The sequence below is a fragment of the Streptomyces flavotricini genome (assembly GCF_020639365.1).
GTDB lineage: Bacteria > Actinomycetota > Actinomycetes > Streptomycetales > Streptomycetaceae > Streptomyces > Streptomyces flavotricini.
On record NZ_JAINUL010000001.1, the window covers coordinates 7,491,062 to 7,516,879 of the forward strand.

At 73.9% G+C, this 25,818-nt stretch carries 20 protein-coding genes and 1 pseudogene; 15 read left to right on the plus strand and 6 right to left on the minus strand.

The genetic code is table 11. From position 1 onward, the window contains the following. Nucleotides 1-57 precede the first annotated feature (57 nt). From K7B10_RS34285 to K7B10_RS34305, 5 genes are all read left to right on the plus strand, one after another. Entirely contained in the window at nucleotides 58-1,017 is a 960-nt protein-coding gene (locus K7B10_RS34285; protein WP_229342742.1) for a Zn-ribbon domain-containing OB-fold protein, read from the plus strand. After that, nucleotides 1,017-2,090: a thiolase family protein gene (locus K7B10_RS34290; protein ID WP_229342743.1), complete on the plus strand. Its 1,074-nt coding sequence runs from the start codon at nucleotides 1,017-1,019 to the stop codon at nucleotides 2,088-2,090. The genes K7B10_RS34285 and K7B10_RS34290 overlap by 1 nt, the downstream gene beginning before the upstream one ends. Beyond that, nucleotides 2,087-3,262: a thiolase family protein gene (locus K7B10_RS34295; protein ID WP_229342744.1), complete on the plus strand. Its 1,176-nt coding sequence runs from the start codon at nucleotides 2,087-2,089 to the stop codon at nucleotides 3,260-3,262. Before K7B10_RS34290 ends, K7B10_RS34295 begins: the two co-directional genes overlap by 4 nt. A gap of 197 nt (nucleotides 3,263-3,459) precedes the next feature. Next, complete coding sequence (locus tag K7B10_RS34300) at nucleotides 3,460-3,690, plus strand: DUF397 domain-containing protein (RefSeq protein WP_229342745.1); 231 nt, start codon at nucleotides 3,460-3,462, stop codon at nucleotides 3,688-3,690. Between the two features lie 125 nt (nucleotides 3,691-3,815). Further along, nucleotides 3,816-4,325 (plus strand): hypothetical protein, encoded by a 510-nt coding sequence (locus K7B10_RS34305; RefSeq protein ID WP_229342746.1) that lies wholly within the window; start codon nucleotides 3,816-3,818, stop codon nucleotides 4,323-4,325. Nucleotides 4,326-4,337: 12 nt separating this feature from the next. On the opposite strand, the gene K7B10_RS34310 is transcribed toward K7B10_RS34305, so the two are convergent. After that, on the minus strand, nucleotides 4,338-5,537 hold the full coding sequence (locus K7B10_RS34310) for a low temperature requirement protein A (RefSeq protein WP_229342747.1): 1,200 nt from the start codon (nucleotides 5,535-5,537) through the stop codon (nucleotides 4,338-4,340). Between the two features lie 26 nt (nucleotides 5,538-5,563). On the opposite strand from K7B10_RS34310, the gene K7B10_RS34315 reads away from it, so the two are divergent. The 3 genes from K7B10_RS34315 to K7B10_RS34325 all read left to right on the plus strand — a co-directional run bounded on the left by K7B10_RS34315 (nucleotide 5,564) and on the right by K7B10_RS34325 (nucleotide 9,990). After that, on the plus strand, nucleotides 5,564-5,968 hold the full coding sequence (locus K7B10_RS34315) for an ACT domain-containing protein (RefSeq protein WP_229342748.1): 405 nt from the start codon (nucleotides 5,564-5,566) through the stop codon (nucleotides 5,966-5,968). A gap of 126 nt (nucleotides 5,969-6,094) precedes the next feature. Then, nucleotides 6,095-8,926 carry an ATP-binding protein gene (locus K7B10_RS34320; RefSeq protein WP_229342749.1) on the plus strand — a complete coding sequence of 944 codons (2,832 nt, stop codon included), beginning with the start codon at nucleotides 6,095-6,097 and terminating at the stop codon, nucleotides 8,924-8,926. A gap of 563 nt (nucleotides 8,927-9,489) precedes the next feature. Further along, a complete protein-coding gene (locus K7B10_RS34325) occupies nucleotides 9,490-9,990 on the plus strand; it encodes a hypothetical protein (RefSeq protein WP_229342750.1) in 501 nt (166 codons plus the stop codon). On the opposite strand, the gene kstD is transcribed toward K7B10_RS34325, so the two are convergent. Then, nucleotides 9,987-11,816 (minus strand): 3-oxosteroid 1-dehydrogenase, encoded by a 1,830-nt coding sequence (kstD, locus tag K7B10_RS34330; RefSeq protein WP_267501527.1) that lies wholly within the window; start codon nucleotides 11,814-11,816, stop codon nucleotides 9,987-9,989. The two genes, K7B10_RS34325 and kstD, sit on opposite strands and share 4 nt — an antisense overlap. Before the next feature lie 204 nt (nucleotides 11,817-12,020). Next, the gene (locus tag K7B10_RS34335) at nucleotides 12,021-13,145 is read right to left on the minus strand and encodes an aminoglycoside phosphotransferase family protein (RefSeq protein WP_229342751.1); all 1,125 of its coding nucleotides are present in this window, start codon (nucleotides 13,143-13,145) and stop codon (nucleotides 12,021-12,023) included. Nucleotides 13,146-13,375: 230 nt separating this feature from the next. Between K7B10_RS34335 and K7B10_RS34340 the strand changes: the two genes are divergently transcribed. Beyond that, complete coding sequence (locus K7B10_RS34340; protein WP_229342752.1) at nucleotides 13,376-14,857, plus strand: DNA-binding protein NsdB; 1,482 nt, start codon at nucleotides 13,376-13,378, stop codon at nucleotides 14,855-14,857. A gap of 102 nt (nucleotides 14,858-14,959) precedes the next feature. On the opposite strand, the gene K7B10_RS34345 is transcribed toward K7B10_RS34340, so the two are convergent. Beyond that, nucleotides 14,960-16,402 carry a PP2C family protein-serine/threonine phosphatase gene (locus tag K7B10_RS34345; protein ID WP_229342753.1) on the minus strand — a complete coding sequence of 481 codons (1,443 nt, stop codon included), beginning with the start codon at nucleotides 16,400-16,402 and terminating at the stop codon, nucleotides 14,960-14,962. Nucleotides 16,403-16,919: 517 nt separating this feature from the next. Here K7B10_RS34345 and K7B10_RS34350 point away from each other — a divergent pair. The 4 genes from K7B10_RS34350 to K7B10_RS34365 all read left to right on the plus strand — a co-directional run bounded on the left by K7B10_RS34350 (nucleotide 16,920) and on the right by K7B10_RS34365 (nucleotide 23,402). Further along, nucleotides 16,920-19,151, plus strand: coding sequence for a xanthine dehydrogenase family protein molybdopterin-binding subunit (locus K7B10_RS34350; protein ID WP_229342754.1), 2,232 nt, complete (start codon nucleotides 16,920-16,922; stop codon nucleotides 19,149-19,151). Between the two features lie 28 nt (nucleotides 19,152-19,179). Further along, nucleotides 19,180-19,635, plus strand: a complete 456-nt coding sequence (locus K7B10_RS34355) for a (2Fe-2S)-binding protein (protein WP_229342755.1) — start codon at nucleotides 19,180-19,182, stop codon at nucleotides 19,633-19,635. Between the two features lie 266 nt (nucleotides 19,636-19,901). Then, nucleotides 19,902-21,401 (plus strand): PucR family transcriptional regulator, encoded by a 1,500-nt coding sequence (locus K7B10_RS34360; RefSeq protein ID WP_229342756.1) that lies wholly within the window; start codon nucleotides 19,902-19,904, stop codon nucleotides 21,399-21,401. A 51-nt stretch (nucleotides 21,402-21,452) separates the two neighbouring features. After that, the gene (locus K7B10_RS34365) at nucleotides 21,453-23,402 is read left to right on the plus strand and encodes an APC family permease (RefSeq protein ID WP_229342757.1); all 1,950 of its coding nucleotides are present in this window, start codon (nucleotides 21,453-21,455) and stop codon (nucleotides 23,400-23,402) included. Here K7B10_RS34365 and K7B10_RS34370 read toward each other — a convergent pair. After that, on the minus strand, nucleotides 23,311-23,637 hold the full coding sequence (locus K7B10_RS34370) for a helix-turn-helix domain-containing protein (RefSeq protein WP_229342758.1): 327 nt from the start codon (nucleotides 23,635-23,637) through the stop codon (nucleotides 23,311-23,313). The genes K7B10_RS34365 and K7B10_RS34370 overlap by 92 nt on opposite strands. Beyond that, nucleotides 23,598-24,578 carry an RsbRD N-terminal domain-containing protein gene (locus tag K7B10_RS34375; RefSeq protein ID WP_229342759.1) on the minus strand — a complete coding sequence of 327 codons (981 nt, stop codon included), beginning with the start codon at nucleotides 24,576-24,578 and terminating at the stop codon, nucleotides 23,598-23,600. The genes K7B10_RS34370 and K7B10_RS34375 overlap by 40 nt, the downstream gene beginning before the upstream one ends. Nucleotides 24,579-24,805: 227 nt before the next feature. Here K7B10_RS34375 and K7B10_RS34380 point away from each other — a divergent pair, with 227 nt between their 5' ends. Then, nucleotides 24,806-25,369 carry a TetR/AcrR family transcriptional regulator gene (locus tag K7B10_RS34380; protein ID WP_229342760.1) on the plus strand — a complete coding sequence of 188 codons (564 nt, stop codon included), beginning with the start codon at nucleotides 24,806-24,808 and terminating at the stop codon, nucleotides 25,367-25,369. A 123-nt stretch (nucleotides 25,370-25,492) separates the two neighbouring features. Continuing rightward, nucleotides 25,493-25,714 (plus strand): annotated as a pseudogene (locus K7B10_RS34385) (helix-turn-helix domain-containing protein); the annotation flags it as partial. Nucleotides 25,715-25,818 lie beyond the last annotated feature (104 nt).

The window sequence follows — 25,818 nt, forward strand, 5'->3', positions numbered from 1 at the left end:
CCGCCGCCCGTGAACCCGCACGTCCCCCGTACCCACCGCGATCATCGGAGAGCCGTCATGACAGCAGCGTCCCCGCCAGAGGTGCTGCGCGCGCCACTCGTCGTCGAGTTCCCCTTCACCCGCTCCCTCGGGCCCGTGCAGAGCGCCTTCCTCACCGGGCTGCGCGAGCGCGTCGTCCTCGGCGTCAAGACCGCCGACGGCAAGGTGATGGTCCCGCCCGTCGAGTACGACCCCGTCACCGCCGAGGAGATCCGCGAACTCGTCGAGGTCGGCGCCACCGGAACCGTCACCACCTGGGCCTGGAACGGCTCCCCGCGCCCCGGCCAGCCCCTCGGCACCCCCTTCGCCTGGGTCCTGGTCCGCCTCGACGGCGCCGACACCGCGATCCTGCACGCCCTCGACGCGCCCGGCCCCGAGGCCGTCCGCACGGGCATGCGGGTACGGATCCGCTGGGCGGGCGAACGCACCGGCGCCATCACGGACATCGCCTGCTTCGAGCCGCACGATGCGGAGGCGACGGAGCAGGCCACCCCGCACGACGGGCAGTTCGCCGACGCCGTCACCGGCATCGTCGCCGCCGCCCGCCTCGACTACACGTACAGCCCCGGCCGCTCCCAGACCGCCTACATCAACGCCCTCGCCGACCGGCGGACCGTCGGCGAGCGCTGCCCCTCCTGCCACAAGGTGTACGTACCGCCGCGCGGCGCCTGCCCCACCTGCGGGGTCGCCACCACCGACCAGGTCGAGGTCGGCCCGGCCGGCACGGTCACCACCTACTGCATCGTCAACATCAAGGCCAAGAACCTCGACATCGAAGTCCCGTACGTCTACGCCCACATCGCCCTCGACGGCGCCGACCTCGCCCTGCACGGCCGGATCGGCGGCATCCCGTACGACCAGGTCCGCATGGGCCTGCGCGTCGAACCCGTGTGGACCGAGGGCGGCCGCCACCCCGACCACTACCGCCCCACCGGCGAGCCGGACGCCGACTACGACGCGTACAAGGAGCTCATCTGATGCCCACGACGAGCAGGTACGCGCGGGACGTGGCCGTCGTGGCCTTCGCCCAGAGCGACCACCGCCGCCGCAGCGACGAACTCAGCGAAGTCGAGATGGTCATGCCGGTCCTCCACCAGGTGCTGGACCAGACCGGTCTGAAGGCCGGCGAGATCGGCTTCACCTGCTCCGGATCGAGCGACTACCTCGCCGGCCGGGCCTTCTCCTTCACCATGACCCTCGACGGGGTCGGCGCCTGGCCGCCGATCTCCGAGTCGCACGTCGAAATGGACGGCGCCTGGGCCCTGTACGAGGCCTGGGTGAAGATCCAGACCGGCGAGGCCGACACCGCGCTGGTGTACTCGTACGGGAAGTCCTCCCCGGGATCCGTACGGGACGTCCTGACCCGCCAGCTCGACCCGTACTACCTGGCTCCGCTCTGGCCCGACTCGGTGGCCCTCGCCGCCCTCCAGGCGCAGGCGCTGATCGACGCGGGCGAGACCGACGAGGCCGCGCTCGCGGCCATCGCCGCCCGCAGCCGGACCGCCGCCGAGGCCAACCCGCACGCCCAGCTCAGGGGCGGCGCCGTCGAGCAGGGTGACTACCAGGTCCGGCCGCTGCGCACGGGGGACTGCCCGCCGATCGGCGACGGCGTCGCCGCCGTCGTCCTCGCAGCGGGCGACACGGCGCGCAGACTGTGCGCGCGCCCCGCCTGGATCACCGGCATCGACCACCGCATCGAGGCGCACGGACTGGGCCTGCGCGACCTCACCGACTCCCCGTCCACCCGGATCGCCGCCGAACACGCGGGCGTGTTCGACGCCCCGGTGGACACCGCCGAACTGCACGCGCCGTTCTCCTCCCAGGAGGTGGTCCTCCGCAAGGCGCTGCGGCTCGACGGGGACGACGTCGCCGTCAACCCGTCCGGCGGGGCGCTCGCCGCCAACCCGGTCATGGCCGCAGGTCTCATCCGGATCGGCGAGGCCGCCGCCCGGATCCACCGTGGCGAGTCCGACCGGGCCGTCGCGCACGCCACCTCCGGCCCCTGCCTCCAGCAGAACCTGGTCGCCGTCCTGGAAGGGGAACCCGCATGACCGGTACGGGGAAGGAGCCGGTCGCCGTCGTCGGCATCGGCCAGACCAAGCACGTAGCCGCCCGACACGACGTCTCCATCGCGGGACTCGTCCGCGAGGCCGCCCTGCGCGCCCTCGCCGACGCCGAGCTGACCTGGGCGGACATCGACGCGGTCGTCATCGGCAAGGCCCCCGACTTCTTCGAGGGGGTGATGATGCCGGAGCTGTACCTGGCGGACGCCCTCGGGGCCGTCGGCAAGCCCATGCTCCGCGTCCACACGGCCGGTTCGGTCGGCGGATCCACCGCGCTGGTCGCCTCCAACCTCGTCGCGGCCCGGGTTCACCGCACCGTCCTGACCCTGGCGTTCGAGAAGCAGTCCGAGTCCAACGCCATGTGGGGCCTGTCGCTGCCCGTACCGTTCCAGCAGCCGCTGCTGGCGGGGGCCGGCGGGTTCTTCGCCCCGCACGTGCGCGCGTACATGCGGCGCACGGGCGCGCCCGACACGGTCGGCTCGCTCGTCGCGTACAAGGACCGCCGCAACGCGCTGAAGAACCCGTACGCGCACCTGCACGAGCACGACATCACCCTGGAAAAGGTCCAGGCCTCGCCGATGCTGTGGGACCCGATCCGGTACTCCGAGACGTGTCCCTCCTCGGACGGCGCCTGCGCGATGATCCTCACGGACCGGGCGGGCGCGGCCCGTTCGCCGCGGCCGCCGGCCTGGGTGCACGGCGGGGCGATGCGCAGCGAGCCGACGCTGTTCGCGGGCAAGGACTTCGTCTCGCCGCAGGCGGGCAAGGACTGCGCGGCCGACGTCTACCGGCAGGCCGGGATCACCGATCCGCGGCGGGAGATCGACGCGGTGGAGATGTACGTGCCGTTCTCCTGGTACGAGCCGATGTGGCTGGAGAACCTCGGCTTCGCGGCGGAGGGCGAGGGCTGGAAGCTCACCGAGGCGGGGGTCACCGAACTCGACGGAGACCTCCCGGTGAACCCCTCGGGCGGAGTGCTGTCCACCAACCCCATCGGCGCCTCCGGCATGATCCGCTTCGCGGAGGCGGCGCTCCAGGTCCGCGGCCTGGCCGGCGAGCACCAGGTACCGGACGCCCGCCGGGCGATGGGCCACGCGTACGGCGGCGGCGCCCAGTTCTTCGCGATGTGGCTGGTGGGAACGGAGCCGCCCGCCTCCTGACCGGACTTCCCGACCGGACGCGGCCGGGGGACGTGCGGGGCGCCGGGCGCGCGGCGGGCCCACGGGGCCGCGCGGTGTGGTGCCGGACCGGCCACGGGTGACTCACCGTGGCCTGTGCGGCACCCGCCGCGATGGCTACTCTGGCCCCCGGACGACGTACCGGGAGTACCGGGAGGAGCACGCACGTGGCCGAGAGCATGACTTCACAGCCTCTGGCAGCCGGCTGGGGCAAGCCGGACCTCGATCTCAGCGGGGCGGACTGGCAGTCGAGCAGCCGGGGATCGGGCGACGTCCAGATCGCCTTCGTCGAGGGGTTCATCGCGATGCGCAACAGCGAACGCCCCGGGAGCCCCTCGCTCATCTTCGCGCCGGACGAGTGGCGCAAGTTCGTACTGGGCGCGAGGGGCGGCGAGTTCGACCTGACGTAGCCGGCGACCCGCAGGGTGCGGGGGCGAGGGGCGCCGCCGCGGGGCGGTACGACGCCGAATCCCCTTGCACCCCGCGGAGCGCCCCTGCACCATGGGTGCCATGGTGATCATCCGCCGAAAGGGCGATGCCGCGTAGACGGCCCGGCGCGCTGCGCGCCGAACGAGGAACGTACGAGGACCGCCGGCCGCCCGTCTGGGCGCGGGAACTGCCCCCCGTGGACCGGTTGTCGCCGGCCGCCAGTGCCGGGGTTCAATGGGTCCAGCACGAGCAGAGCACGAGTGGCACCGATCTCGCAGACCTCTTGCGCCGGTACCGCGCGTTCCTGAACCGGCCGGGCGGCCGGTTGCGGCTGGTCGCCTCGCGGGTGCCGGCCTGCCCGTGCTGCGCGCTCGACGACGTGGCCGAGGTCCGGGACAGGCTGGCCGAGGTCTACCGGAGGCTGCCACCGCAGGCCCGCACGGCGCTGGGCCGCGTTCTGTGCGCCTTGGACGCGGAGTTCCGGCGCCGCACGCTCCCGGACCCGGATCCGCCACCCGGCCACTGGGCCGACTGGATCGAGTACGTCGATGACTGGGCCCAGTGGCGCGGCATCCCCTATGCCTGGTGGCACCGCCGGATCTACGAGCACACCTGACCCGGGCACTCGCTAGGGGGTGGGCGGTCGAGCCGGTGCCGGCGTGTGCGGGAGCCGGTCCAGCAGCACCCGCGGCCACGCCGCCGCCAGCACCAGCACCCACACCAGTTGTACGGCCGCGGCATCCCGGGCCGGCGTCGCCGCCACCAGTACGACGGCCAGCGACGGCCCCACCAGCAGCAGGACCTCCCGCGTCCGGCGGCCCGAGCCGAGCGCAGCCACCCCCGCGATCCCCAGGTACACCGCGAGGCTCCCGCAGAGCAGCCACCGCACCGATCCGGGAACCGGGTGGTCCGTGTACTCCACCGCGTTGCCGAGCGCCGCCGCCAGCGCGGCCACCGAGCCCGCGACGAAGCAGTGCAGCGGCAGGACCAGCCGTACCGGAAGGACGTCCCACGCCAGCAGCGGAACCCCGTCCGCCCCGTGCCGCAGCGACAGCGACCACAGCAGGAGCAGCAGCAGGAACGTGCCGACGCCCACCCCGTACAGCGCCGCGTCCCACTCCACCTGCGCGGCGGCCGCCACCACCTGGGCCACCGCCTCGCCCAGCACGATCAGCTGGAACAGGCCCAGCCGCTCCCCGAGATGAGGCGCGTCCATCAGCGCCGCGACCGGTTGGGGAGAGGCCCGCCGCCCGCGCGCCGCCTCCTCGGCGTACCGCGCCTCCACCCGGGCGGACAGCCGCCGGCCGGACACCGTGAACATCACCGCCAGGTCGATGGCCAGCCCCAGCGCCCACAGCGCGTTGCGGGCCGTCCCGTCGAACCACATCGACACGATCCACGGTGTCAGCCCCAGCCCCAGCTGTGTGATCGGCAGGTCCGGCACGTACTCGCCGCGCCGCTCCCACGCCTTGCCGGCCAGCGACCGCACCAGGATGTAGGCCAGCGCGAACGCCCCCGCCCGGTCCTCCCGCACGCCGTGCACCGAGGCCGCCATCACCGCCATGCCGAACATCCCCGCCAGCACCGTCCACGTGCGCGTCTCCTCGCCGCTGACGTTCCCGTACACCGTGAACAGCATCCAGCCCGTCCAGAAGGCCAGGAACATCACCGCGTACAGCGCCACGTCGCCCGGGCCGGGGCTGCCGTGCAGGAGGTGCGCCAGCTGGGCGACGCCCGCCACCGCAGTCAGATCGAAGAAGAGCTCCAGCCAGGAGGCGTGCCGTTCGCCCTGCGCCGGCACCGGCGCCGGAGACGCGGAATCGGTCATATCGGGATGATAGGTAGGGTGGCGCCATGAGCGGTGAGAGCGACCTGAGGAAACTGCTGAGCGGCATGCGCCCCGAGCTGCACGAGGGGCGGTACGTCTTCTGCACGGTCCCCGCGGCCACGGCGCCCCCGGCGGGAACCACCCCCGTCGCCACCGTCCTGGAGGCCGAAGGGCTCACCCTCGTCCTGCGCCAGGAGGAGGCCGACGCCGCCGGACTCGCCTACGACTACACCGCCGGGTGGATCACCCTGCGCATCCACTCCGCCCTCGACGCCGTCGGCCTCACCGGAGCCTTCGCCGCCGAGCTCGCCGCGCACGGACTCAGCTGCAACGTCATCGCCGGGTACCACCACGACCACCTTTTCGTGCCCGCGGAGCGGGCGGCCGAAGCCGTGGCCGTACTGGAAGAACTGGCAACCCGTTCGATGTGATTGAGACACCGGTAAACGGCCCGGACGCACGATCCCGAAGATTCCGATCTTTCTCGGCTGAACGCCTTCGCGCGTGCGTGCGCGGGCGTACTCTGATGCCCCCAACCGGCCTGGGGGGTACCAGCCATGACGGAACGCCCGACCCGCAGACGGCGCAAACTGTTCGAACGTGAGGCCGAACTCGTCACCGTGGACGGGGCCCTGGAGCAGCTCGGCGGCACCGGCACCGGCGCGGGCGGCGCGCTGCTCGCCTTCTCCGGACCCGCCGGCCTCGGCAAGACCACCCTCCTCGCCGAAGTGCGCCGTCGCGCCCTCGCCCGCGACTGCACCCTGCTGGCCGCCCGTGGCGGCGAACAGGAACAGAGCCAGCCCTTCCACGTCGCCCGCCAGCTCATCCAGCCCCACCTGGCGGGCCGCCCCGAGGAGGAACTGCGCGCCGCCCTCGGCAGCTGGTACTCCATCGTCGGCCCCGCGCTCGGCCTGTGCGCCCCCGAACAGGGCGCCCCGCCCGACCCCCAGGGCCTGCGCGACGGACTCGACTGGGTCCTCACCCACCTCACCGTGCAGCGCGCCCCCGTCGCCCTCGTCCTCGACGACGCCCACTGGGCCGACCCCGAATCCCTCTCCTGGCTCGCCGCCTTCGCCCCGCGCGCCGAGCACCTCCCGCTGCTCCTCGTCGTCGCGTACCGCCCCGAGGAACTCCCGGCCCACGCCGATGCCTTCCGAACGCTGCCCGGCCGCGCGGGGCACCGCCCGCTGGCCCTCGCACCGCTCACCGAGGCCGCCGTGTCCACCCTGGTCCGCGAAGCCGTAGGCGACCACGCCGACGACGCCTTCTGCCGGGAGGCCTGGGCCGTCACCACCGGCAACCCCTTCGAGGCCGTCGAGCTCACCGCCAAGGTCCGCGACAAGGGCCTCGACCCCACCTCGGCCAGCGCCCCGCTGCTGCGCGACCTCGCCGCCGCCCAGCGCGGCAGCGGCCTCGTCGCCCGCTTCGAGCGACTCGGCCCCTCCACCGTCCGCTTCGGCTGGGCCTGCGCCGTCCTCGGCACCGCCATCCCGCAGGAACTCGCCGCCCGCGTCGCCGGGCTCGGCCCCGAGGAGGCCGCCGGAGCCACCGCGCGGCTGCGGGATGCCCGCATCCTGTCCGGGGCAGGTGAAGCGCCCGACGCGGGACTGGAGTTCGTCCACCCGCTCATCGCCACCGCCCTCTACCGGTCCATCCCCGACGCCCTGCGGGTGGCCCTCCACGGACAGGCCGCCGTCGCCGTCGTCGATGCCGGACTCGGATCCTCCGCCGCCGCCCGCCACCTGCTGGAGACCCACCCCGAGAACGACCCCTGGGTGGTAAGGACCCTGCGCACGGCCGCCGCCGAGAACCTGCGCGCCGGTGCTCCCGAGGCCGCCCGCCGCCAGCTCGCGCGCGCCCTGCGCGAGCCACCGGACTTCGGCGAGCGGGCCGCCGTGCTGTACGAGCTCGGCTGCGCCTCCCTGCTCACCGAACCGGCCAACACCGTCAACCACCTGAGGGCCGCGCTCGCCGAGCCCTTCGACGACCCGGCCCTGCGCCAGGGCATCGTCATCCGGCTCGCCCAGGTCCTCGCCCACAGCGACCGCCTCGCCGACGCCTCCGACTCGCTCGCGCGGGAGATCCCGTACACCCGAGACGTCCGGGCCCGGCTGCGCCTGCAGTCCGAGCAGTTCATGTGGGACGCCTTCGACGCCGTCGAGCCCGACTCCCCGGCGCGCTCGCGCCGGCTGGCCCGGCTCGCCGACCGGCTGACCGGCCGCGACCTCACCGAGCGGTACGTCATCGGACTGCGCGCCTGGGACGCCTGCCTGCGCGGGGAGCCGGTCGAGGTGGTCCTGCACCACGCGGTACGGGCCCTGGGCACGGAATTCAGCTGGGCGCACGAGGACCGGGGCTTCGAGGTGCCGGTGCTCGCCGCCATGGTCCACATGTACGCGGACCGGCCCGGGCGGGCGGAGGAGCTGTTCGAGGCGGGCACCGCCGAGTTCGAGCGGCACGGCTGGCGCGGGGCCCACCTGTCGTTCGCATACAGCCTGCGCGCCTACATCCGCTACCGGCGCGGGCGGCTCGCGGCGGCCGAGGAACTGGCCCGGGCCGGGCTGCGCCTCGCCGAGCGGGTGGGGCGCGGCACGCCCGTGCACTGGTACGCCATCGCGATCCTCGCCACGACCCTGCTCGCTCGGGGACGCGTGGAGGAGGCGTGGGAACTGGCGCGGGAGCACGGGTTCGGGGAGTCCTTCCCGGCGGCCGTCGTCTTCCCGGACGCGCAGACCGTGTACGCGGAACTGCTGCTGGCCCGCGGCCAGGCGAAGGCGGCGGTGGCCGAACTGGAGGCCGTGGACCGCAGGCTGAGCCCGCGCGGGATCCGGAACCCGTCCTGGTGCCCGTGGCAGCTGCACCTGGCCCGGGCGGCGGCGGAGGAGGACCCGGACCGGGCGCGGGCCCTGGCGGCCGACGCGATCCGGCGGGCCCGCGCCTTCGGCGCCCCGTCGGGGATCGGGCAGGCGCTGCGGGTGGCGGCGGAGGTGGCACCCCCCGGAGAGCGTCCGGCGCTGCTGACCGAAGCGGTGTCCCTGCTGTCCGAGTCGCCCGCGGGGTACGAGCTGGCGCTCGCCCTCGCCGCACTGGGGACGGAGCTCGGGGACGCCGGGCTGCTGGCGCGGGCGGTGGTGACGGCGCGGGAGTGCGGGGCGGACGGGCTGGTGGCGAGCCTGGGCGGCGCCGGAGGTGGCGGGGGCGCCGGGGGTGACGGGGGTGACGGGGCCCGGGCGGACGGGCTGACGGAGGAGGAACTCCGGGTGGCGCTCCAGGCGGTACGGGACGACCCGGCGGCCCGGGCCCGGGACCTGTCCGTGGTGTACCGGAAGCTGGGCACGGACCGGGCCGGCCTCGAGGAGGCACTGGAGGCGTACGCGCAGGCCCACTGAGGCGCCTCCCGCCCGGCCCCCGGCAGGGCCGGGCGGGAGGAGGCCGCCGGTGCCCCTCCGGCGCCCGCCCCGCCAGGGCCGGTCGACCACGCCCCCGGCATCCCCTGGGGGCGTCCGCGGAATCCCGCCTTCGCGGAAAAGCCGGGGTAGCACCGCCCCCCCCGCGAACCGCGGGCTCCGGGAAGCGGGCGGCGGCCGCTCGTGCGGTCCCCGGTGCGCCGCCCCGGTGCGCGGCCCCGGGGAACGGGGGAAGGGCGCGGCGGGGAGGTCCCGCGCGGCGGCAGCCCGGCGGACCGGGCCTCCCGGCCGCCCCCCCCCGGCCCGCGGAGCAGCCGCCGCGCGGCCCACTGGCCCGGCCGCGGAGCGGCCGACCGACCCGCCGGGATCCGGGCCCGATGCCGCCGTGCGGGCCGCCGGGCGGGCGGGGCTGCCCCGTCGGGCCGCAGCCGTCGGCGCGGCCCCCAGGCGCGGCACCCGCGGACCGGCCGGGGTCGCGACGGCACCCCGGGGCCGTGGGCCGGGGGCGGGGCCGGAAATGCGGGGCGGGCACGTACCATGGCGGCATGTCCTTCCTCCGCCGCAACCGCGCCGCCACACCCGCCGGCCCGGACTTCGACGTCCTGGCCATGGACCCGGGGGACTGGCCGGGCAATCTCGGGGCCGGGCTGCTGCCCGCGCCCGACGGCAGCTGCCAGGGCGTCTTTCTCCGCTACGACCTGTTCGGCGGACGCGGCCCCGCAATGATCATCGGCAACCTCCCCGAGGGCTCCCCGGCACGGGAGATCGCCGACGGCCAGGTCCCCTTCGAGGTGGCCCAGCTCCTCGACGCCCTCGAGAACGACGAGGACGTCGAGGTCACCGGCATCGAGGACTGCCCCGTCATGCAGGGCGACAACCTCCTCATCGTCCGCAAGGTCAAGCTCTCCGAGGGCCGGATCAGCTGCGTGCAGTTCGACCGCAGTGACAATGTGCTGGTCACCATCGCGAGCTGGGACCGGCCCATCACCGACGACCTGTACGCCCTCCTCAAGCCGCTCCCCGCCGAGCTCTTCCAGCAGGGCTAGCCCGCGGCCGCGTCCGCGATGTCGTTCGCCGCCACGTAGCCGAACGTCATCGCGGGGCCGATCGTCGATCCCGCCCCCGCGTAGCTGTGGCCCATCACCGCCGCGCTCGCGTTGCCCGCCGCCCACAGGCCCCGGATCACCGAGCCGTCGGGGCGCAGCGCGCGGGCCCGCGCGTCCGTGACGATGCCGCCCTTCGTGCCCAGATCACCCGGCACGATCTTGAAGGCGTAGAACGGCGGCGCCCAGATCGGGGCCAGGCACGAGTTCGGCTGCACCCCCGGGTCCGTGTAGTAGTGGTCGTAGGCCGTGTCCCCCCGGTGGAAATCGGGATCGGTGCCGTTCCACGCCTGGGTGTTGAACCGGTTCAGGGTCGCCCGCAGCGCCCCCGCCGGGACCCCGATCTGGCCCGCCAGCGCGTCCCAGGTCCACGCCTTCTTCGCCGCGCCCGCCTCGTACCAGGCGTCCGGGAAGACGATCGTCGGCAGGATGTCCTTGAACAGGTACTTGTTGCGGTAGTTCTGGTCCACGATCAGCCAGGCCGGGATGTGCGAGCCCGCCGCCCCCCGGTCCTTCTCGTACATCACGTGCACCACGTCGCTGTACGGGGCCGCCTCGTTGACGAACCGCGCACCCGCCCGGTTCACGATCAACCCGCCGGGCAGCGTGCGCTCGGCCAGGCAGAAGTACGGCTCGCCGGGCAGCGGGATCGACGGCCCCCACCAGGCGTCCTCCATCAGCGCCAGAGCCGCCCCGGCCCGCTGCCCCGCCCGGATCCCGTCACCGGTGTTCTCCTTGGCGCCGACCGACCACTGGGTGGCGATCGGCTGCTGCTGGTACTGCGCCCGCATCTCCGCATTGTGCTCGAAGCCGCCCGAGCCGACGACCACGCCCCTGCGGGCCCGTACGACACCCCGTACGCCCTCCTTCTCCACCACCACTCCGGTGACGGCGCCGCCCTCCTGCACCAGGTCGACCAGCGGGCTGTTCAGCCACACCGGCACGCCCGCCCGCATCAGCCCCGCGCGCAGCCCGGCTGCCAGGGCCTGGCCCATCGTCAGCGGCTTCTGTCCGCACAGCGCTGCCTTGGTGCCGCGCGCCAGGCACTCCGTGGACACCGCCAGGCCCTTGGCGTTCACGGCCGCCAGGTTCAGCCACTTGTAGTCCTGGCTGAACACCACCATCCCGGCCGGCACCGGCATGTACGCCGGGTTCAGCCGCTCCAGTTCGGCGCCCAGGAGATGGCCGTCGATCTGGTCGGGCTCGATGGACCGGCCGTTCGGCATCCCGCCCGGCAGGTTCGGGTAGTAGTCGCTGTACCCGTCCATGTACCGGAACCGCAGCGGGCTGTTGGCCATCACGAAGTCCAGCATCCGGGGGCCGTTGGCGAGGAAGGCCGCCTGCCGGTCCGCCGGCGAGCCGTCGCCGACGACCGCCGCCAGGTACGTCGCCGCCTTCTGCGGGGTGTCCGGCACCCCCGCCGCCAGGATCACCGAGTTGTTCGGCAGCCAGATCCCGGCCCCGGAGCGCGCCGCCGAACCGCCGAACGTCGGCGCCTTCTCCACCACCAGCACGCTCAGGCCCCGCTGGGCGGCGGTGAGCGCGGCGGTCATCCCGGACGCCCCGGAGCCGACCACGACCACGTCGTACTCGCCGAGCGGGAGCCCCGCACCGGATTCGGCTGCCCGCGCGACGGGACCCGGCGCGAGGGCCGCGGCGAGCACCCCCGCCCCGGCCCCGGCGAGGACCGCCCGACGGGAAGGAGGGGTGGGACACGCGGACGCGGCGCTTGCGGACTCACTGCTTGCGGACTCGCTGCTTGCGGACATGGGCGGGCTCCAGCGGAGTGGGAAGGCGGGGACGGTCGGCGGCTCCAGCATTTCTGATGCCAAGTCAGAAAAGGTGTTCGGGGGATCATGTGATGTCAAGGCACGTGCAGAGGTGGCGAGATGGCCCCGGAACGCACGAAATCCCGTGGTACGCACACCGGGTGCGTACGGCACGGGATTTTCGTACGGGGTCGGACCGCCGGGTCAGCGGGTTCCGACCGCCGCGCGTACCGCCCTGCGGGCCATGCCGCAGTCGTCGTGCAGACGGCGCAGCAGCAGCCGCTGCTCCTCGCCGGAGGACAGGGAGCCGACCGGCAGCGGGTGGCTCGGGGCGGTCGCCAGCATGGAGCGCTGGACCGCCGTCTCGCACATCCGGATCTCCCGCGTCAGCACCAGCATCAGGTTGACCAGGAACGCGTCACGCGAGGCCGGACCGGCCGACTGGGCGAGCCGGCTGATCTGGCTGCGGGCGGCCGGGGCGTCGCCCAGCACCGTCCACAGCGTGGCCAGGTCGTAGCCGGGCAGGTACCAGCCCGCGTGCTCCCAGTCGAGCAGCACCGGACCCGCCGGGGACAGCAGCAGGTTCGACAGGAGCGCGTCACCGTGGTTGAACTGCCGCTGGACGCCCGCCAGCTTCAGCCCGCACAACAGCTTCTGCAGATCGCCCAGGTCCCGGTCGGTCAGCAGCCCCAGCTCGTGGTACCGCGCCACGCGCTGCCCGTAGTTCAGCGGGTCGCCGAAGAGATCGGTCGGCGGACGCCACTGGTTCACCCGGCACACCGCGCCCAGCGCGGCCCGTACGTCGGCCCGCGGCGGGGCCTCGACGGGGTGCCTCTGCAAAGCCGCGACCCGGCCCGCCATCCGTTCGACCACCAGCGTGCAGTTCTCGGGATCCGCGGCGATCAGCCGCGGCACCCGGACCGGCGGGCGGTGCCGGACGAACGCCCGGTACGTCGCTATTTCGTGCCGGTACCGCTCACGCCATTCCGGCGAGTGGTCCAGTAAAACCTTGGCGACCGCGGTCATCCGGCCTGTCGTCCCGACCAGGAGGACCGACCGGCCGCTGCGCCGCAGCACCTGGACCGGCGCGAACTCCGGACAGATCCGCTGCACCGAGGCCAGTGCCGTGCGCAGTTGCGCGCCCTGCGGACCCGAGAGGTCGATTCTTCCGCTGAGGGGCTGCGGTCCGGCACCCGGCATCCGCCGCGCCCGTACGGCGCCCTGCGCCGGTGCCGCCTGGCGGCCGGGATCGAGGTAGGCGCCGCCGCCCGCCTGGAGCGTGCGGTGCGGCCGAACCGGGGCGGACACGGAGGACGTTGCTGCGTACATGGCGTTACGGATCCCTTCGTGCGCCGACGAGTTGCGTACGCCACCCCGCCGGTCCCGTACTTCACCCTGGGGAGTTCCGCCCGGAGACCGGGTCGGGGAGGCGCATTCCTACCTGACACCCGGCCATGGGTGGCGGACCACGAAGCGTGCCCTGGCGAAGCCTGGCGAATATGCACGGGGCCTCTGACGGCGGGCTACTGTCAAATCAGCCGAGAACCTGGGGGCTTGACGTGAGCAAAGGACCAAACACCCGCTTGAACGACTTGTTCGGCCTGGCCGGCTGGTCGAAGGGTGAGCTGGCGAGGATGGTCAACCGGCAGGCGGCGGCCATGGGCCACCACCAGCTGGCCACCGACACCTCGCGGGTGCGGCGCTGGATCGACATGGGGGAGACCCCGCGCGAACCGGTTCCGACCGTACTGGCAGCCCTGTTCACCGAGCGGCTCGGTCGTGTCGTGACCATCGAGGACCTCGGGTTCGTACGGCAGCGGCGCACCACCAAACGGCAGCCGGACGGGGTGAAGCAGAACCCCGACGGAATGCCCTGGGCGCCCGAACGCACAGCCGCGGTCCTCACCGAATTCACGGGAATGGACCTCATGCTCAACCGTCGCGGTCTGATGGGCGCGGGTGTCGCGCTCACCGCCGGCTCCGCCCTCACCCACGCCATGAACGACTGGCTCCACACCGATCCCGCCCCCGCCAAGGCCCCGCAGAACTTCGGCGACTCCTACCAGGCCGACCCGATCGGCTACGACCGCTACGAAGCCGCCCCCATCGGCTCGCAGGAGATCGAGGCGCTGGAACGCTCCGTGGAGGTGTTCCGCGCCTGGGACGCCTCCCGGGGTGGCGGCCTGCAGCGCAAGGCCGTCGTCGGGCAGCTCAACGAGGTCGGCGGAATGCTCGCGTACCACCACCCCGACCACCTCCAGCGGCGGCTGTGGGGGGTGGCGGCCAACCTGGCGGTCCTGGCGGGCTGGATGTCCCACGACGTGGGCCTCGAACCCACCGCGCAGAAGTACTTCGTCATCGCGGCGCACGCCGCCCGCGAGGGCGGGGACCGGCCGCGCGCCGGCGAAGCGCTCTCCCGCGCCGCGCGCCAGATGGTTCACCTGGGCAAACCCCACGAGGCCCTGGACCTGATGAAGCTGGCCCAGTCCGGGTCCGGCGAGCAGACCCTGCCCCGGACCCGCGCCATGCTGCACACCATCGAGGCCTGGGCGCAGGCGGCGATGGGCAAGGGCCAGGCCATGCGCCGCACCCTCGGCGAGGCCGAGGACCTGTTCGTCTCGGACAAGGGCGACGTCCCCCCGCCGTCGTGGATGCAGAACTTCGACGAGGCGGACCTGCACGGCATGCAGGCCCTGGCCTTCCGCACCCTCGCCGACCACGACCCCTCGGTCGCGCCGATCGCCCAGCGGCACGCCAGGGAGGCGCTGCGGCTGCGCTCCGGCGGCCACCAGCGCTCCCAGATCTTCGACTACATCTCGATGGCCTCGGCCTGCTTCATCGCCGACGACCCCGAGCAGGCCGACCGCTACGCCCGGCTCGCGCTGGTCTCGATGAACGAGACCTCCTCGCACCGGACCTGGGACCGGCTGCGCGAGATGTACCGGCTGACCGGGCAGTACGCCGGGTACGCACGGATCGAGGACCTGCGCGCGGAGATCGAGCTGGCCCTGCCGAACAGCCCGTCGCAGCGCACCGTCTAGTGGTGTCACGGGCGCCCCGCGCCGACGCGTGCACCGGAATCCGTACGGAGAAGAGAAAGGCCGCGCCTTGCGGCGCGGCCCTGGACAGTCGATACCCGGCGCTCAGCCGCCGACCCTGGCGACCAAGACGCAGGCGTCGTCCTCGCGTTCACCCACACCGAACTCCTCGACCACCATCCGCACGCAGTCCCGCGCCGACCGCGCGCCCGTGCACCGCGGCGCGAGGGACTGCAGCCGCTCGGCACCGTCCGCCCGGCCGAACTCGATGCTGCGCGGCGTCAGTCCGTCCGTGTACAGGACGAGCACGTCGCCCGGCTCCAGGCGCTCCTCGGCCTGCCCGTACGCCGCCCCGGAGGTCGCGCCCAGCAGAACGCCCTCCGGTGGCTGCAGGGCGCGGCCGGAGCCGCCGCGGAAGAGCAGCGGCGCCGGGTGACCGGCCTGCGCCCAGGACAGCACACGGCGCGCGGGATCGTAGCGGCAGCACACGGCCGAGCCGAGCGCCGGCTGTGCCGAGGCCTCCAGGAGCTGGTTGAGCCAGCCCATCAGCGGGCCCGGCTCGATCCCGGCCATCGCCATGCCGCGCAGGGCGCCGAGCATCATCGCCATCCCGGAGGTGGCCGTCACCCCGTGCCCGGTCAGGTCGCCCACGGTCAGCAGCGAGCGACCGTCGGGCAGTTCGAGCGCGTCGTACCAGTCCCCGCCGACCAGCGCGCTGGTGGCGGCGGGCAGGTAGTGCGCGGCGACGTCGAGCGCGCCGGTGGTGTGGTGCGGGAGCCGCAGGGAGCCGCGCCACGGGGGGAGCACGGCTTCCTGCAGCTCGACCGCCAGCCGGTGCTCGGTCTGCGCGATCTCCCGCCGGCGCTGCAGCGAGTCACGGGACTCGCGTACGGCGCGCTGGCTTCGGCGCAGCTCACTCACGTCCCGGAGCACGGCCCACATGGAGGCCGTGCAACCGTCGGAGTCGAGTACCGGCTCGCCTCGCATGTGCAGCGTCCGGACGCGGCCGTCGGCCCGGACGATGCGGAACTCGCCGTCGATCGGCTTTCCGTCGACCAGGCAGGCCGTCACCATCGAGGTGAGCAGCGGCTGGTCGTCGGAGAAGAGCGTGGAGCCGAGTTCGTCGAGGGGGAGCGGGCCCGCCTCGGGCGAGCGGCCGAAGATCTGGAACAGTTCCTCGGACCAGTTGACTTCGTCGGTGAGCAGGTTCCACTCGGCGCTGCCCACGCGGGTCTGCTGCGCCTCGGGTCCGGCCACGCCGTTCCCCGCCGCGTGCTCGCAGAGTCCCTCGGGCCCGTCGGGTTCGGGGGCGGCCGGCATGCCCTCCTTGAGCTGGCCCAGGTGCTCGCCCAGGTCGTCGAGCTGGTGCACGGCGAGGTCGCACAGCGCGCGCTGCCAGCGGCCCTGCGCATCGTCGTCGTCGACCACCGTGTCGCGGCGCACCGCGTCCACCTCGCCGCGGAGCCGTCGGGTCTGCGAGATCAGCGCGTCCACCGAGCCCGGTTCGGGTGGCTGCGCGGGATGGTCCGCGAAGAGGTGGGACGGCATGAGAACTCCGATACAGGCGGCGCGGTACGGCCATGTCTGAAGGAAGGACCGATTACGACTGTTGCACAGGCGGAGATGACCCGTAAGGCGTTTGGCAACATCCGTAAGGGCCTTGCTTCGGGCATATGCCAAGGGCCTCCCGGACCCCTCCTCCGCCTGTACGAACGTTTCCGGTCAGCCCTTCCGGGGGCCGTCGGCGGTCCCCGGCTCGCCCGACGTGAGGTCGGCGCGTACGGCCGCCCCCCCTCCCGCCGGCCTCCCGCGGCCGGAAACCGGCGCCGCGGAGGGGGCGGATCGCTCGTACGGGCGAGGCGTACGACACTTCCGGGCCGCGGGACTCGTACAGGAGCCGCAGCGCCGCGCCCGCTGGGGTACCCCCGAACGAAGGACCCCGTCCCTTCGCGGCCCGGACGGCACCCCGCTTCCCAGCTCATCGCATGATCGCTACGCTACGTGCCGGTAATGAGCCGGGGAGGGTCCGCGCACGCGGATCCGCGCAGGGTGGGGGACGCAGGACATGACCGGGCAGAGCCCCGAGGTGGCCGGGCGGAGCCGCCGTTCCTTCCTCACGTACCTCGTCGCGGCGCCGACGCTCGCCCTCGTCACCCGGGCCGGCGCCGACGCCCTCGCCCCGCAGCCCGCCCGCGCCGTGGTCCCGAGCCTGCCCGCCCCGGCCGATCTGGTGGACCTCGGCGACCTGTTCATCCTGGCCGGCGCGCCCACCTCCGCCCTGCTGGCGCTCTCCGTGGAGACGGACGGCAGCATCCGCTTCCGGCTCCCGCGCGAGGAGGTCGGCCAAGGCCTCACCACCGCCGTCGCCATGCTCGTCGCGGAGGAACTCGACGCACCGCTGGCCGCAGTCCGCGTGGAACTGGACGACGCGCGGCCGGAGTTGTTGTTCAACCAGCTCACCGGGAGTTCCAACTCCATCCGCTCCCTCTACGGGCCGGTCCGGCAGACCGCCGCCACCGCCCGGGCCCGCCTCGTCGCCGCGGCCGCCCGCCGCTGGAACCTCGCCGCCTCCTCGCTGACCACCGCGAACGGCGTCGTACGGGCCCCCGACGGCCGGACCGCCGCGTACGGGGACCTCGCCGCGGCCGCCGCCGACCCCGCCCTGATCGTCCTCGGCGCCACCCCGAAGCAGGCGGCGAGGCACTCCCTGGTCGGCAAGCCCACCGGCCGGATCGACGCCCGCGCCATGGTGACCGGCGCCCAGCAGTACACCCTCGACCTCGACGTTCCCGGCGCCAAGCCCTGCGTGGTGCGCCGCCCGCCCAGCCTCGGCGGCAGCGTCAAGAGCGTCGCCAACCTCGCCGCGGTCCGGGCCATGCCCGGCGTACTGCACGTGGTCACCGTCCCGACCGGGGTCGCCGTCGTCGCCGAGACCTTCGGGCAGGCCCTCGACGCCAAGGCCGCCCTCCAGGTCACCTGGGGGCCCGGTCCCGCCGACCAGCTCTCCGACGAGCAGATCAGGGCCAAGCTGCGCGCCGCCACCCCGCCGCTGCTGGTGCCACCGCTGCTCACCCCTTACGTGGACGCGGAGTTCGACTTCGCCTTCGTCAGCCACGCGCCCATGGAGACCAACTCCGCCGTGGCCGACGTACGGGAGGACCGCGCCGAGATCTGGTCCGGGCTCAAGTCCCCGATCGTGGCCCGCGAGGCCATCGCCGCCGACCTCGGCCTGCCGCTCGACAAGGTGACCGTGCACGTGGTCCAGGCCGGCGGCTCCTTCGGGCGGAGGCTCTTCTTCGACGCCGCCCTGGAGGCCGCCCAGGTGTCGAAGGCCTGCCGCCGTCCCGTCCGGCTGATGTGGACCCGCGTCGACGACACCCGGCACGGCCGGATGCGTCCCGCCACGCACCACAAGATCCGCGCCACCCATCTGCTGGGCGAGGTGCTCTCGTTCGAGCACCGGGTGGCCGCCGCCGAGACCGACTTCCGGCACGGGCTCGGCGAGATCATCACCGCCACCGCCGCCAGCCTGCCGCTCGGCATCGGCAACGCCACCCTCGCGCAGACCCTGTTCCACACGACGATCAAGTCGCCTTACCACTTCGGGCTCACCACCCACGGGCTGAGCGAGGTGCCCACCGGCATCCCGACGGGGTCCTGGCGCTCGGTGTACTCCGCCAACACCCGGGGCGCCGAGGAGATCGTGGTCGACGAACTCGCCGCGCGGACCGGCAAGGACCCGTACCGGTTCCGGCGCACCTTCCTGAAGACCGACGCCCAGCGCGCCGTGCTGGACAAGGCGGCGACGGAGGGGGAGTGGGGACGGCCGATGCCGGCGGGCTGCGCGCAGGGCATCGCCTTCCACGAGGAGTACAAGTCCCGTACGGCCTGCCTGGTCGAGATCGACGCCCGCGACGCGGAGCACGTCCGCGTCACCAAGGCCGTCATCGCCGTGGACGTGGGCCTGCCCGTCAACCCGCGCGGACTGGAGGCCCAGATGATCGGCGGTCTCACCGACGCGATCCCGACCACCCTGAAGGCCGGACTGCACCTGGACAAGGGGTTGCCGCTGGAGGGCAGTTACAGCCAGTTCCACTGGGCGCGCCAGCGCGACACCCCGCAGGACGTACGGGTCTTCGTCCTGCCGGCGACCGGGGAGGAGCCCGGCGGTGCGGGCGAGCTCGGCGTCCCGGCGGCGGTCGGCGCGATCGCCAACGCCTGGGCCAGGGCCACCGGTGCCAAGCCGCGCAGCTTCCCCCTCGACTTCGACGTCGACTTCACCCCGTACCCCCGCTAGCCGGTAGCCCAGTTCAGGAGAGTCCGCCGTGCCCTCGCACACCTTCACCGTCAACGGGCAGAGCGTCACCGTGGACGCGCCCGACGATCTTCCCCTGCTGTGGGTGCTCCGCGACATGCTGGGCGTCCGCGGCCCCAAGTACGGCTGCGGCGTGGACGTCTGCAAGGCCTGCACCAGCCATCTCGACGGGGTGGACGTCCGCCCGTGCGTGGTGCCCGTCTCCGCGTGCGCCGGCAAGACGGTCACCACCATCGAGGGGCTGGCGGACGGAGACGCGCTGCACCCCGTGCAGGAGGCCTGGCTCGAACAGGACGTCGCCCAGTGCGGGTTCTGCCAGCCCGGCCAGATCATGGCCGCCGTCGCGCTGCTCAAGCGGACCAGTACGCCCACGGAGGAGGACATCGACGCGATCGCCAACATCTGCCGCTGCGGCACCTACTTCCGCATCCGGGAGGCCATCCGCAGCGCGGCCGCCCGGATGTGAGCGCCGCGGAGCGGAGTGCGCGAGGGGCCCCGGGGACTCCCCCGTCGATCCCGGGGCCCGACCGCTGGAGTCGAACCTAGGCGGTCGGCGGCGGGTCCGCAGGGTCCGTCCTGCACAGTGACCGGGTGGCAGGGGTATCGGCGGGCACAGTGACAATCGGCATTGGCCGACCGGCACGGCGAGCCGCGGCACGGCGCGGCACAGCACAGCACAGCACGGCGCGGCACGGCACAGCACGGTTCGGCCCGGACCGAAGGGAGCATCCCATGTCCCACCTCCCCCTCCCGCCAACGCCCGCGCAGCGGTCCCGCGACCGGTCCGAGGACGTCCTCAAGGTGCACCGGATCGCCCACTCCGGCGGCTCGGCCGCCCTGTTGGAGTGGCTCGCCGCGCGGCTGGGCGGCTGGACCGGTGTGGTGGAGGACGCCGATCCGGGCGCGGTTCCCGAGCTCGCCGTCCGCGGGGCCGCGGAGCTGCGGGCCCGGGGCGTGAGCTCGGCCGTCCTGCACGGCGAGCGCGCGGCCGCACTGCTCTTCGCGCTGGACGGGGGCCGCGTGCTGGCCTCGTTGCCCGACCTCCCTCACCATCCGGAGGCACCCGCGCTGCTCGCGGACTCCGCCGCCGTGCTGGCCCTCGTCCTGCGCGCCGAGGAGGCCGAGCGGCGCGAGGAGCGGGCCGAGACGGCGGAATCGCGGGCCCGTGAGGCCGTCCTGCACCTGCTGATGAACGGCCGGCTCTCCACCGCCCACCAGATCGCCGAGGCGCTCGGCCCCCCGCTGCCCGACCCGCTGCGGATGTACGTCGTGGAATGCCGGCCGGGGCAGCGGGGGGAGGTGGCCCGGCTCTGCGAGGAGCTGACGGGCGGCCGGGCCTGGACCGTGCGCTGCCCGGTGTACGTACGCCACCTCATCGCCCTGGTCCCGGACGCCCACGCGGCGACCTCCGCCGAGCACGACCCGCTGTCCCAGGCGCTGGTGGGCGTGGCCCGGGACTGCACGGTCGGGGTGAGCGGGCACCTGCGGCTGCGCGAGGCCCCGGCCGCGTACACCCAGGCCTTCCACGCCCTGGCCGTGGCCCGCGGCCGCGCGGGGCGGCACGCCCGCTTCGGTCCCGGACCCGAGCTGGAGCTGGCCGCGCACGCGGCGGGGACCGGCTGGGCCGAGGCGCTGCTCGCGCCCCTGCACACGTACGAGCCCCGGCGCGCCCAGGACCCCGGGGCCCAGGAACTGCGGGCCACGGCCCACGCGTGGCTGAACTTCGGGCCGCACGCGACGCGGCTGCTGAAGATCCACCGCAACACCCTGGCCATGCGGCTGCGCCTGATCGAGTCGGTGCTCGGCAGGGACCTCGCGCGGCTGCCCGAGCAGGCGGAGCTCTCGTTCGCGCTGCGGCTGACCCCGGGCGGGCCGGGCGCTTCCCCGGACGCGTCCCCGGGTGCCGGGGCCGCGGGCGATCCCGGCGATCTGGACGGCGTCCTGCGCCACCCCGACCTGGCGGCCTGGGCCCGCGCGCATCTGGCGCCGCTGACCGGGCGCGAGGCCCCGCCCGGTGCCCGCGAGACCGTACGGGCCTGGCTGCGGCACGACGCGCACCTGGTCCCGGCGGCGGCCGCGCTCGGCATCTCCGTGCCGGGCGCGCGCAAGCGGCTGACCCGGATCGAGGCCCTGTTGGAGCGTTCGCTGCTCCGGTCGCCGAGCGCCCGCCACGACCTGTGGCTGGCCCACCGGGCCGAGGAACTGGCCGGGCCCGCCGGGCCAGCGGCATGACACAGTCCCCATAAGGGATGAATTGCATGAAACATGCACGATCATGCCGGGATGAGGCGTATCAATCTGAAGCGCGTGCTGGTGGGTGAACCGCTCGACACCGCACGACTGGGCGAGACCCTGTTGCCCAAACGGCTCGCGCTGCCGATCTTCTGCAGCGACCCGCTCTCCTCCGTGGCCTACGCCACCGAGGAGATCCTGCTGATCCTCGCCCTCGGCGGCGTCGCGCTGCTCCACCTCGCCTGGTACGCGGCCGCCGCCATCGTCTTCCTGATGATCGTGGTCGTCGCCTCCTACCGGCAGACCTGTTACGCCTATCCCGGCGGCGGCGGCGCGTACATCGTCAGCTCCGAGAACCTCGGCCAGACCGCCGCCCTCACGGCCGCCAGCGCACTGCTCGTCGACTACGTCATGACCGTCGCCGTCTCCGTGGTCTCCGGCGTGGACGCCATCACCTCCGCGATCCCCTCCCTCAGCGACCACGGAGTCTGGCTCTCGGTGGGGTTCGTGGCGCTGCTGATGCTGATGAACCTGCGCGGCGTACGGGAGTCGGGGCGCATCTTCGCCATCCCCACCTACGGGTTCGTTCTCGTCATCTACGTCATGTTCGCCGTGGCGGCCGTCCGGCTCGCGACCGGTGACACGATCCGCGCCGAGTCCGCCGACCTCCCGATCACCGCGGAGGCCACGTTCACCGGCCTGGGCCTGGTGCTGCTCGCGATGCGGGCCTTCGCCTCCGGCTGTACGGCGCTCACCGGTGTCGAGGCGATCAGCAACGGCGTCCCCGCCTTCCGGAAGCCCAAGAGCCGCAACGCCGCCAACACGCTGGCCGCGATGGGCGTCCTGTCGGTGACCATGTTCCTCGGCATCACCGTCCTGGCCATGGTCTACGAGGTGCACGTCGCCGCCGACCCGACGGAGCTGGGCCTGCCCCCAGGGACACCGATGTCCACGGCGCTCGCCCAGATCGGCCGCGCCACCTTCGGGAGCTGGCACTTCCTCTTCTACCTGCTCCAGGCCGTCACCGCCGGCGTGCTGATCCTCGCCGCGAACACCGCCTTCAACGGCTTCCCGATGCTCGCCTCGATCCTGGCCAAGGACCGGTACGCGCCGCGCCAGCTCTTCAACCGCGGCGACCGGCTCGTCTACTCCAACGGCATCGTGCTGCTCGCGCTCGTGGCCGTCGCCCTCATCGTCGCCTTCGACGCCCAGCTGACCCGCCTCATCCAGCTCTACATCATCGGCGTCTTCGTCTCCTTCACCCTCTCCCAGGCGGGCATGGTCCGGCACTGGCGCCGCGAGCTCGCCTCCCGGGCCACGCCCAAGGCGGACCGGATCCACATCCACCGCCGACTGGCGATCAACGCGGTCGGCGCCACCCTGACCGCCGTGGTGCTGGTCATCGTCCTGCTCACCAAGTTCACGCACGGCGCCTGGCTGGTCGTCATCGCGATGCCCCTGCTCTTCTTCGGCATGAAGGGGGTCCGCCGGCACTACGACCGGGTCTCTGCCCAGGTCACCGTCGCCCCCGGGGTCAAACCGCGCAAACCCTCCCGCCACCACGTGCTCGTGCTGGTCGCCAACGTGCAGGCCCCGACGCTGAAGGCACTCGGCTACGCACAGGCCCTGCGGCCGGACACCCTGACCGCCGTCACGGTCGCCGCCGACGAGGAGGAGGGGCGACGGCTGCGCGAGGCCTGGGCGGAGCACGACCCGGGCGTACCGCTGAAGATCCTGCACTCGCCGTACCGCGAGGTCGTCGGGCCGGTGCTCGCGCACGTGCAGGAGCTGGCCGCCGCCGAGGGCACGGACATGCTGTCCGTGGTGATCCCCGAGTACGTGGTGGGGCACTGGTGGGAACAGCCCCTGCACAACCAGAACGCGCTCCGGCTGAAGGCGAGGCTCCTGTTCATGCCGGGGGTCGCGGTGATCGACGTGCCGTACCTGCTGGAGTCGGCCCGGCCGGCGGAGCCGGTGCAGCCTGCGGAGCCGGCGAGGTAGCCGGGTCGTTCGCGCGCTGGAGGACGGCCGCATGGGCCAGTGCCAGCTCCACCACGTGCGCCGGGTCGGAAAGCGTGCGGCCGGTCAGCCGCTCCAGGCGGCGCAGCCGGTTCGAGACGGTGTTGCGGTGGCAGTACAGCCGCTGGGCGGCGTACGTCGTCGACCCCTGGCAGGTCAGCCAGGTGCCCAGCGTGGTCAGCAGCACCCGGCGGTCCTCCGCGGGCAGCGCCAGCACCGGGCCGAGCACCACCTGCCGCAGCCGGCCCGCGAGTTCGGCCTGGGAGGCGACCAACGCGGTGGGCAGCCGCTCGTCGAGCAGGGCGGTGCACGGACCGCCGGACGCGGGGGCGGTGCGCAGCGCGAGCGCGGCCAGCCGGTGCGCCCGGGCCAGGTCCGCGGGGCTCTCCACGACCGGGCTGACCCCGGCCCGGGCGCCGAGCGGGCCGAGCAGCTCCCGTACGGATCCCAGGGGATGGTGGCCCAGCTCCACCAGACCGGTCTCCCCGTCGGCGCGGATGCGCCACAGCACGCGCGGGCCGGCCGCCCCGGTCGGGCCGGCCGCTGCCTCGGGCGGGAGCCGGCCGGCGCACCCGCGGCGCCCGGCGCGAGCACGACGACGGCGAAGCGGCCGCGTTCGGGGAGACCGAGCCGGGCCGCGGGCCCTTCCGGCGGCCCCGCGCCGTCGAGCAGCGCGTCCAGCAGGGCCGCCCGCTGCTCCCGGTCGCGGTCGGAGCGGGCGGTCTCCGCGCGGCGGTACGCGTCGCCCACCGCGTCCGTCAGCCGGTCCAGCACGTCCCACAGCACGGCCGCGGCCGGCAGCAGCCGGGGCAGCGCCGCCGGATCGTGCGCGGCCACCGCCTCGTTCAGGGTCTGCCAGACCATGCGGCCGCCGCGCCGGTAGGTGCGCAGCAGCGAGGCGAGCGGCAGACCCTGCTCGGCCAGGAGCGTGCCGGTGGCGCGGGCGTCGTCGAGCTCCACGGGCAGCCCGCGGACGCCGCGGTCCAGGCCCTCGACGCACTGCCGGAGGCCGAGGCGGATCCGCTCGCGCAGCTCGGCCCGGCCGAGCAGGGCGGCGTACGCCGGGTCCTCGGCCAGCGTCCGGTCGGCGAGGCGGTCCGCCGTCACGGTGATCCGGCGGGACAGGTCCTCTCGTATCTCCTCGATGATCCGCTCCATGACGGGCAGGGTGACACGGGGGAGGGGGCGGTGGGGAGGGCCGGGACCGAGCCGGGTCCGCTAGCGTGTCCGAATCACCGCGTGTGCAGTGGCCGCGCGCCGCGCCCGCGCACCGGCAACCCGCCACCCGCGCCACCAACCCGCCGCCCCCGTCACCAACCCGCCGCCCCCCGCCACCAACCCGTCGCCCCCGCCGCCAACCCGCCACCACCGTCAGGGAACCGCCCATGCGCCAGAACCCGGAGCGCCGAGCCGCCCTCCTCGACGCCGCCATCGAAGTCCTGGCCCGCGAGGGCTCGCGGGGCCTGACCCTGCGCGCGGTGGACGCGGAGGCGGGCGTACCGACGGGCACCGCGTCGAACTACTTCGCCAACCGGGCCCAGCTGCTCGTACAGATCCTGCACCGCACCCGTGAGCGGCTGACCCCCGACCCCGCGGACCTGACCGGCGCGCTCGACACCAAGGTGCTGCTCATGCAGCTCCTGGAGCGGATGCGCCGCGAACGCAGCGTGCACATCGCGATGCTGGAGCTGCGCCTGGAGGGCATCCGGCGCCCCGAACTCCAGGCGGAGCTGGCCGAGTTCCAGGGCGCCGAGCTGGAGGCGAACGTCGCCTGGCACCTGGACGCCGGCCTGCCGGGCGACCGCCAGGGCGTGGTGCTGCTCTACCTGGCGATGCTGGGCCTGATCGTCGACGACCTCACCGTCCCGGCGCTCCTCGAACCGTACCCGCCGGCGGATCTGATCGAAACGATGGCCGAGCGCCTCCTCGGCGCGAGAAATCCCGGATGACGCGGGGCTGCGGCCGGGGCGTAGTGATCTTATGTCCGGATGTGCGCGAGTCAGCTGGGATTGCGGGCCGGGAGCGACTTTCATGGGGGTGCCAGGACTCGTACCGGAGCAGGGGGAGTATTCATGGTCACCGACGGCGGTCAGAAGGACGGCGAGAGCGCACCCACCCTGATCGGATCCGTGCAGCGGGCACTGCGCCTGCTGGAGGCGATGTACGCCGAGGGCGGGGTGACGGCGAAACGGCTCGCGCGGCTCACCGGGATTCCGCTGCCCACCGTCTACCACCTGTTGCGCACCCTCAGCCACGAGGGGTACGTCGAGCGCGAGGGAGGCGCCTTCCGGCTCGCGGAGCATCTTCCGCTCGCTTCGTGAGCCCCCGGCCGAGCCCCCGGTGCGCCCCGCACGCCCGTGAGCCGCACGCGCCCTCTCGCGTGGCCGACGGCCGTGAT

Coding starts and splice junctions, on each gene's coding strand:
- K7B10_RS34285 (WP_229342742.1), top strand. CDS start 58: ATGACAGCAGCGTCCCCGCCAGAGGTGCTGCGCGCGCCACTCGTCGTC.
- K7B10_RS34290 (WP_229342743.1), top strand. CDS start 1,017: ATGCCCACGACGAGCAGGTACGCGCGGGACGTGGCCGTCGTGGCCTTC.
- K7B10_RS34295 (WP_229342744.1), top strand. CDS start 2,087: ATGACCGGTACGGGGAAGGAGCCGGTCGCCGTCGTCGGCATCGGCCAG.
- K7B10_RS34300 (WP_229342745.1), top strand. CDS start 3,460: ATGACTTCACAGCCTCTGGCAGCCGGCTGGGGCAAGCCGGACCTCGAT.
- K7B10_RS34305 (WP_229342746.1), top strand. CDS start 3,816: ATGCCGCGTAGACGGCCCGGCGCGCTGCGCGCCGAACGAGGAACGTAC.
- K7B10_RS34310 (WP_229342747.1), bottom strand. CDS start 5,537: ATGACCGATTCCGCGTCTCCGGCGCCGGTGCCGGCGCAGGGCGAACGG.
- K7B10_RS34315 (WP_229342748.1), top strand. CDS start 5,564: ATGAGCGGTGAGAGCGACCTGAGGAAACTGCTGAGCGGCATGCGCCCC.
- K7B10_RS34320 (WP_229342749.1), top strand. CDS start 6,095: ATGACGGAACGCCCGACCCGCAGACGGCGCAAACTGTTCGAACGTGAG.
- K7B10_RS34325 (WP_229342750.1), top strand. CDS start 9,490: ATGTCCTTCCTCCGCCGCAACCGCGCCGCCACACCCGCCGGCCCGGAC.
- kstD (WP_267501527.1), bottom strand. CDS start 11,816: ATGTCCGCAAGCAGCGAGTCCGCAAGCAGTGAGTCCGCAAGCGCCGCG.
- K7B10_RS34335 (WP_229342751.1), bottom strand. CDS start 13,145: ATGTACGCAGCAACGTCCTCCGTGTCCGCCCCGGTTCGGCCGCACCGC.
- K7B10_RS34345 (WP_229342753.1), bottom strand. CDS start 16,402: ATGCCGTCCCACCTCTTCGCGGACCATCCCGCGCAGCCACCCGAACCG.
- K7B10_RS34350 (WP_229342754.1), top strand. CDS start 16,920: ATGACCGGGCAGAGCCCCGAGGTGGCCGGGCGGAGCCGCCGTTCCTTC.
- K7B10_RS34360 (WP_229342756.1), top strand. CDS start 19,902: ATGTCCCACCTCCCCCTCCCGCCAACGCCCGCGCAGCGGTCCCGCGAC.
- K7B10_RS34365 (WP_229342757.1), top strand. CDS start 21,453: ATGAGGCGTATCAATCTGAAGCGCGTGCTGGTGGGTGAACCGCTCGAC.
- K7B10_RS34375 (WP_229342759.1), bottom strand. CDS start 24,578: ATGGAGCGGATCATCGAGGAGATACGAGAGGACCTGTCCCGCCGGATC.
- K7B10_RS34380 (WP_229342760.1), top strand. CDS start 24,806: ATGCGCCAGAACCCGGAGCGCCGAGCCGCCCTCCTCGACGCCGCCATC.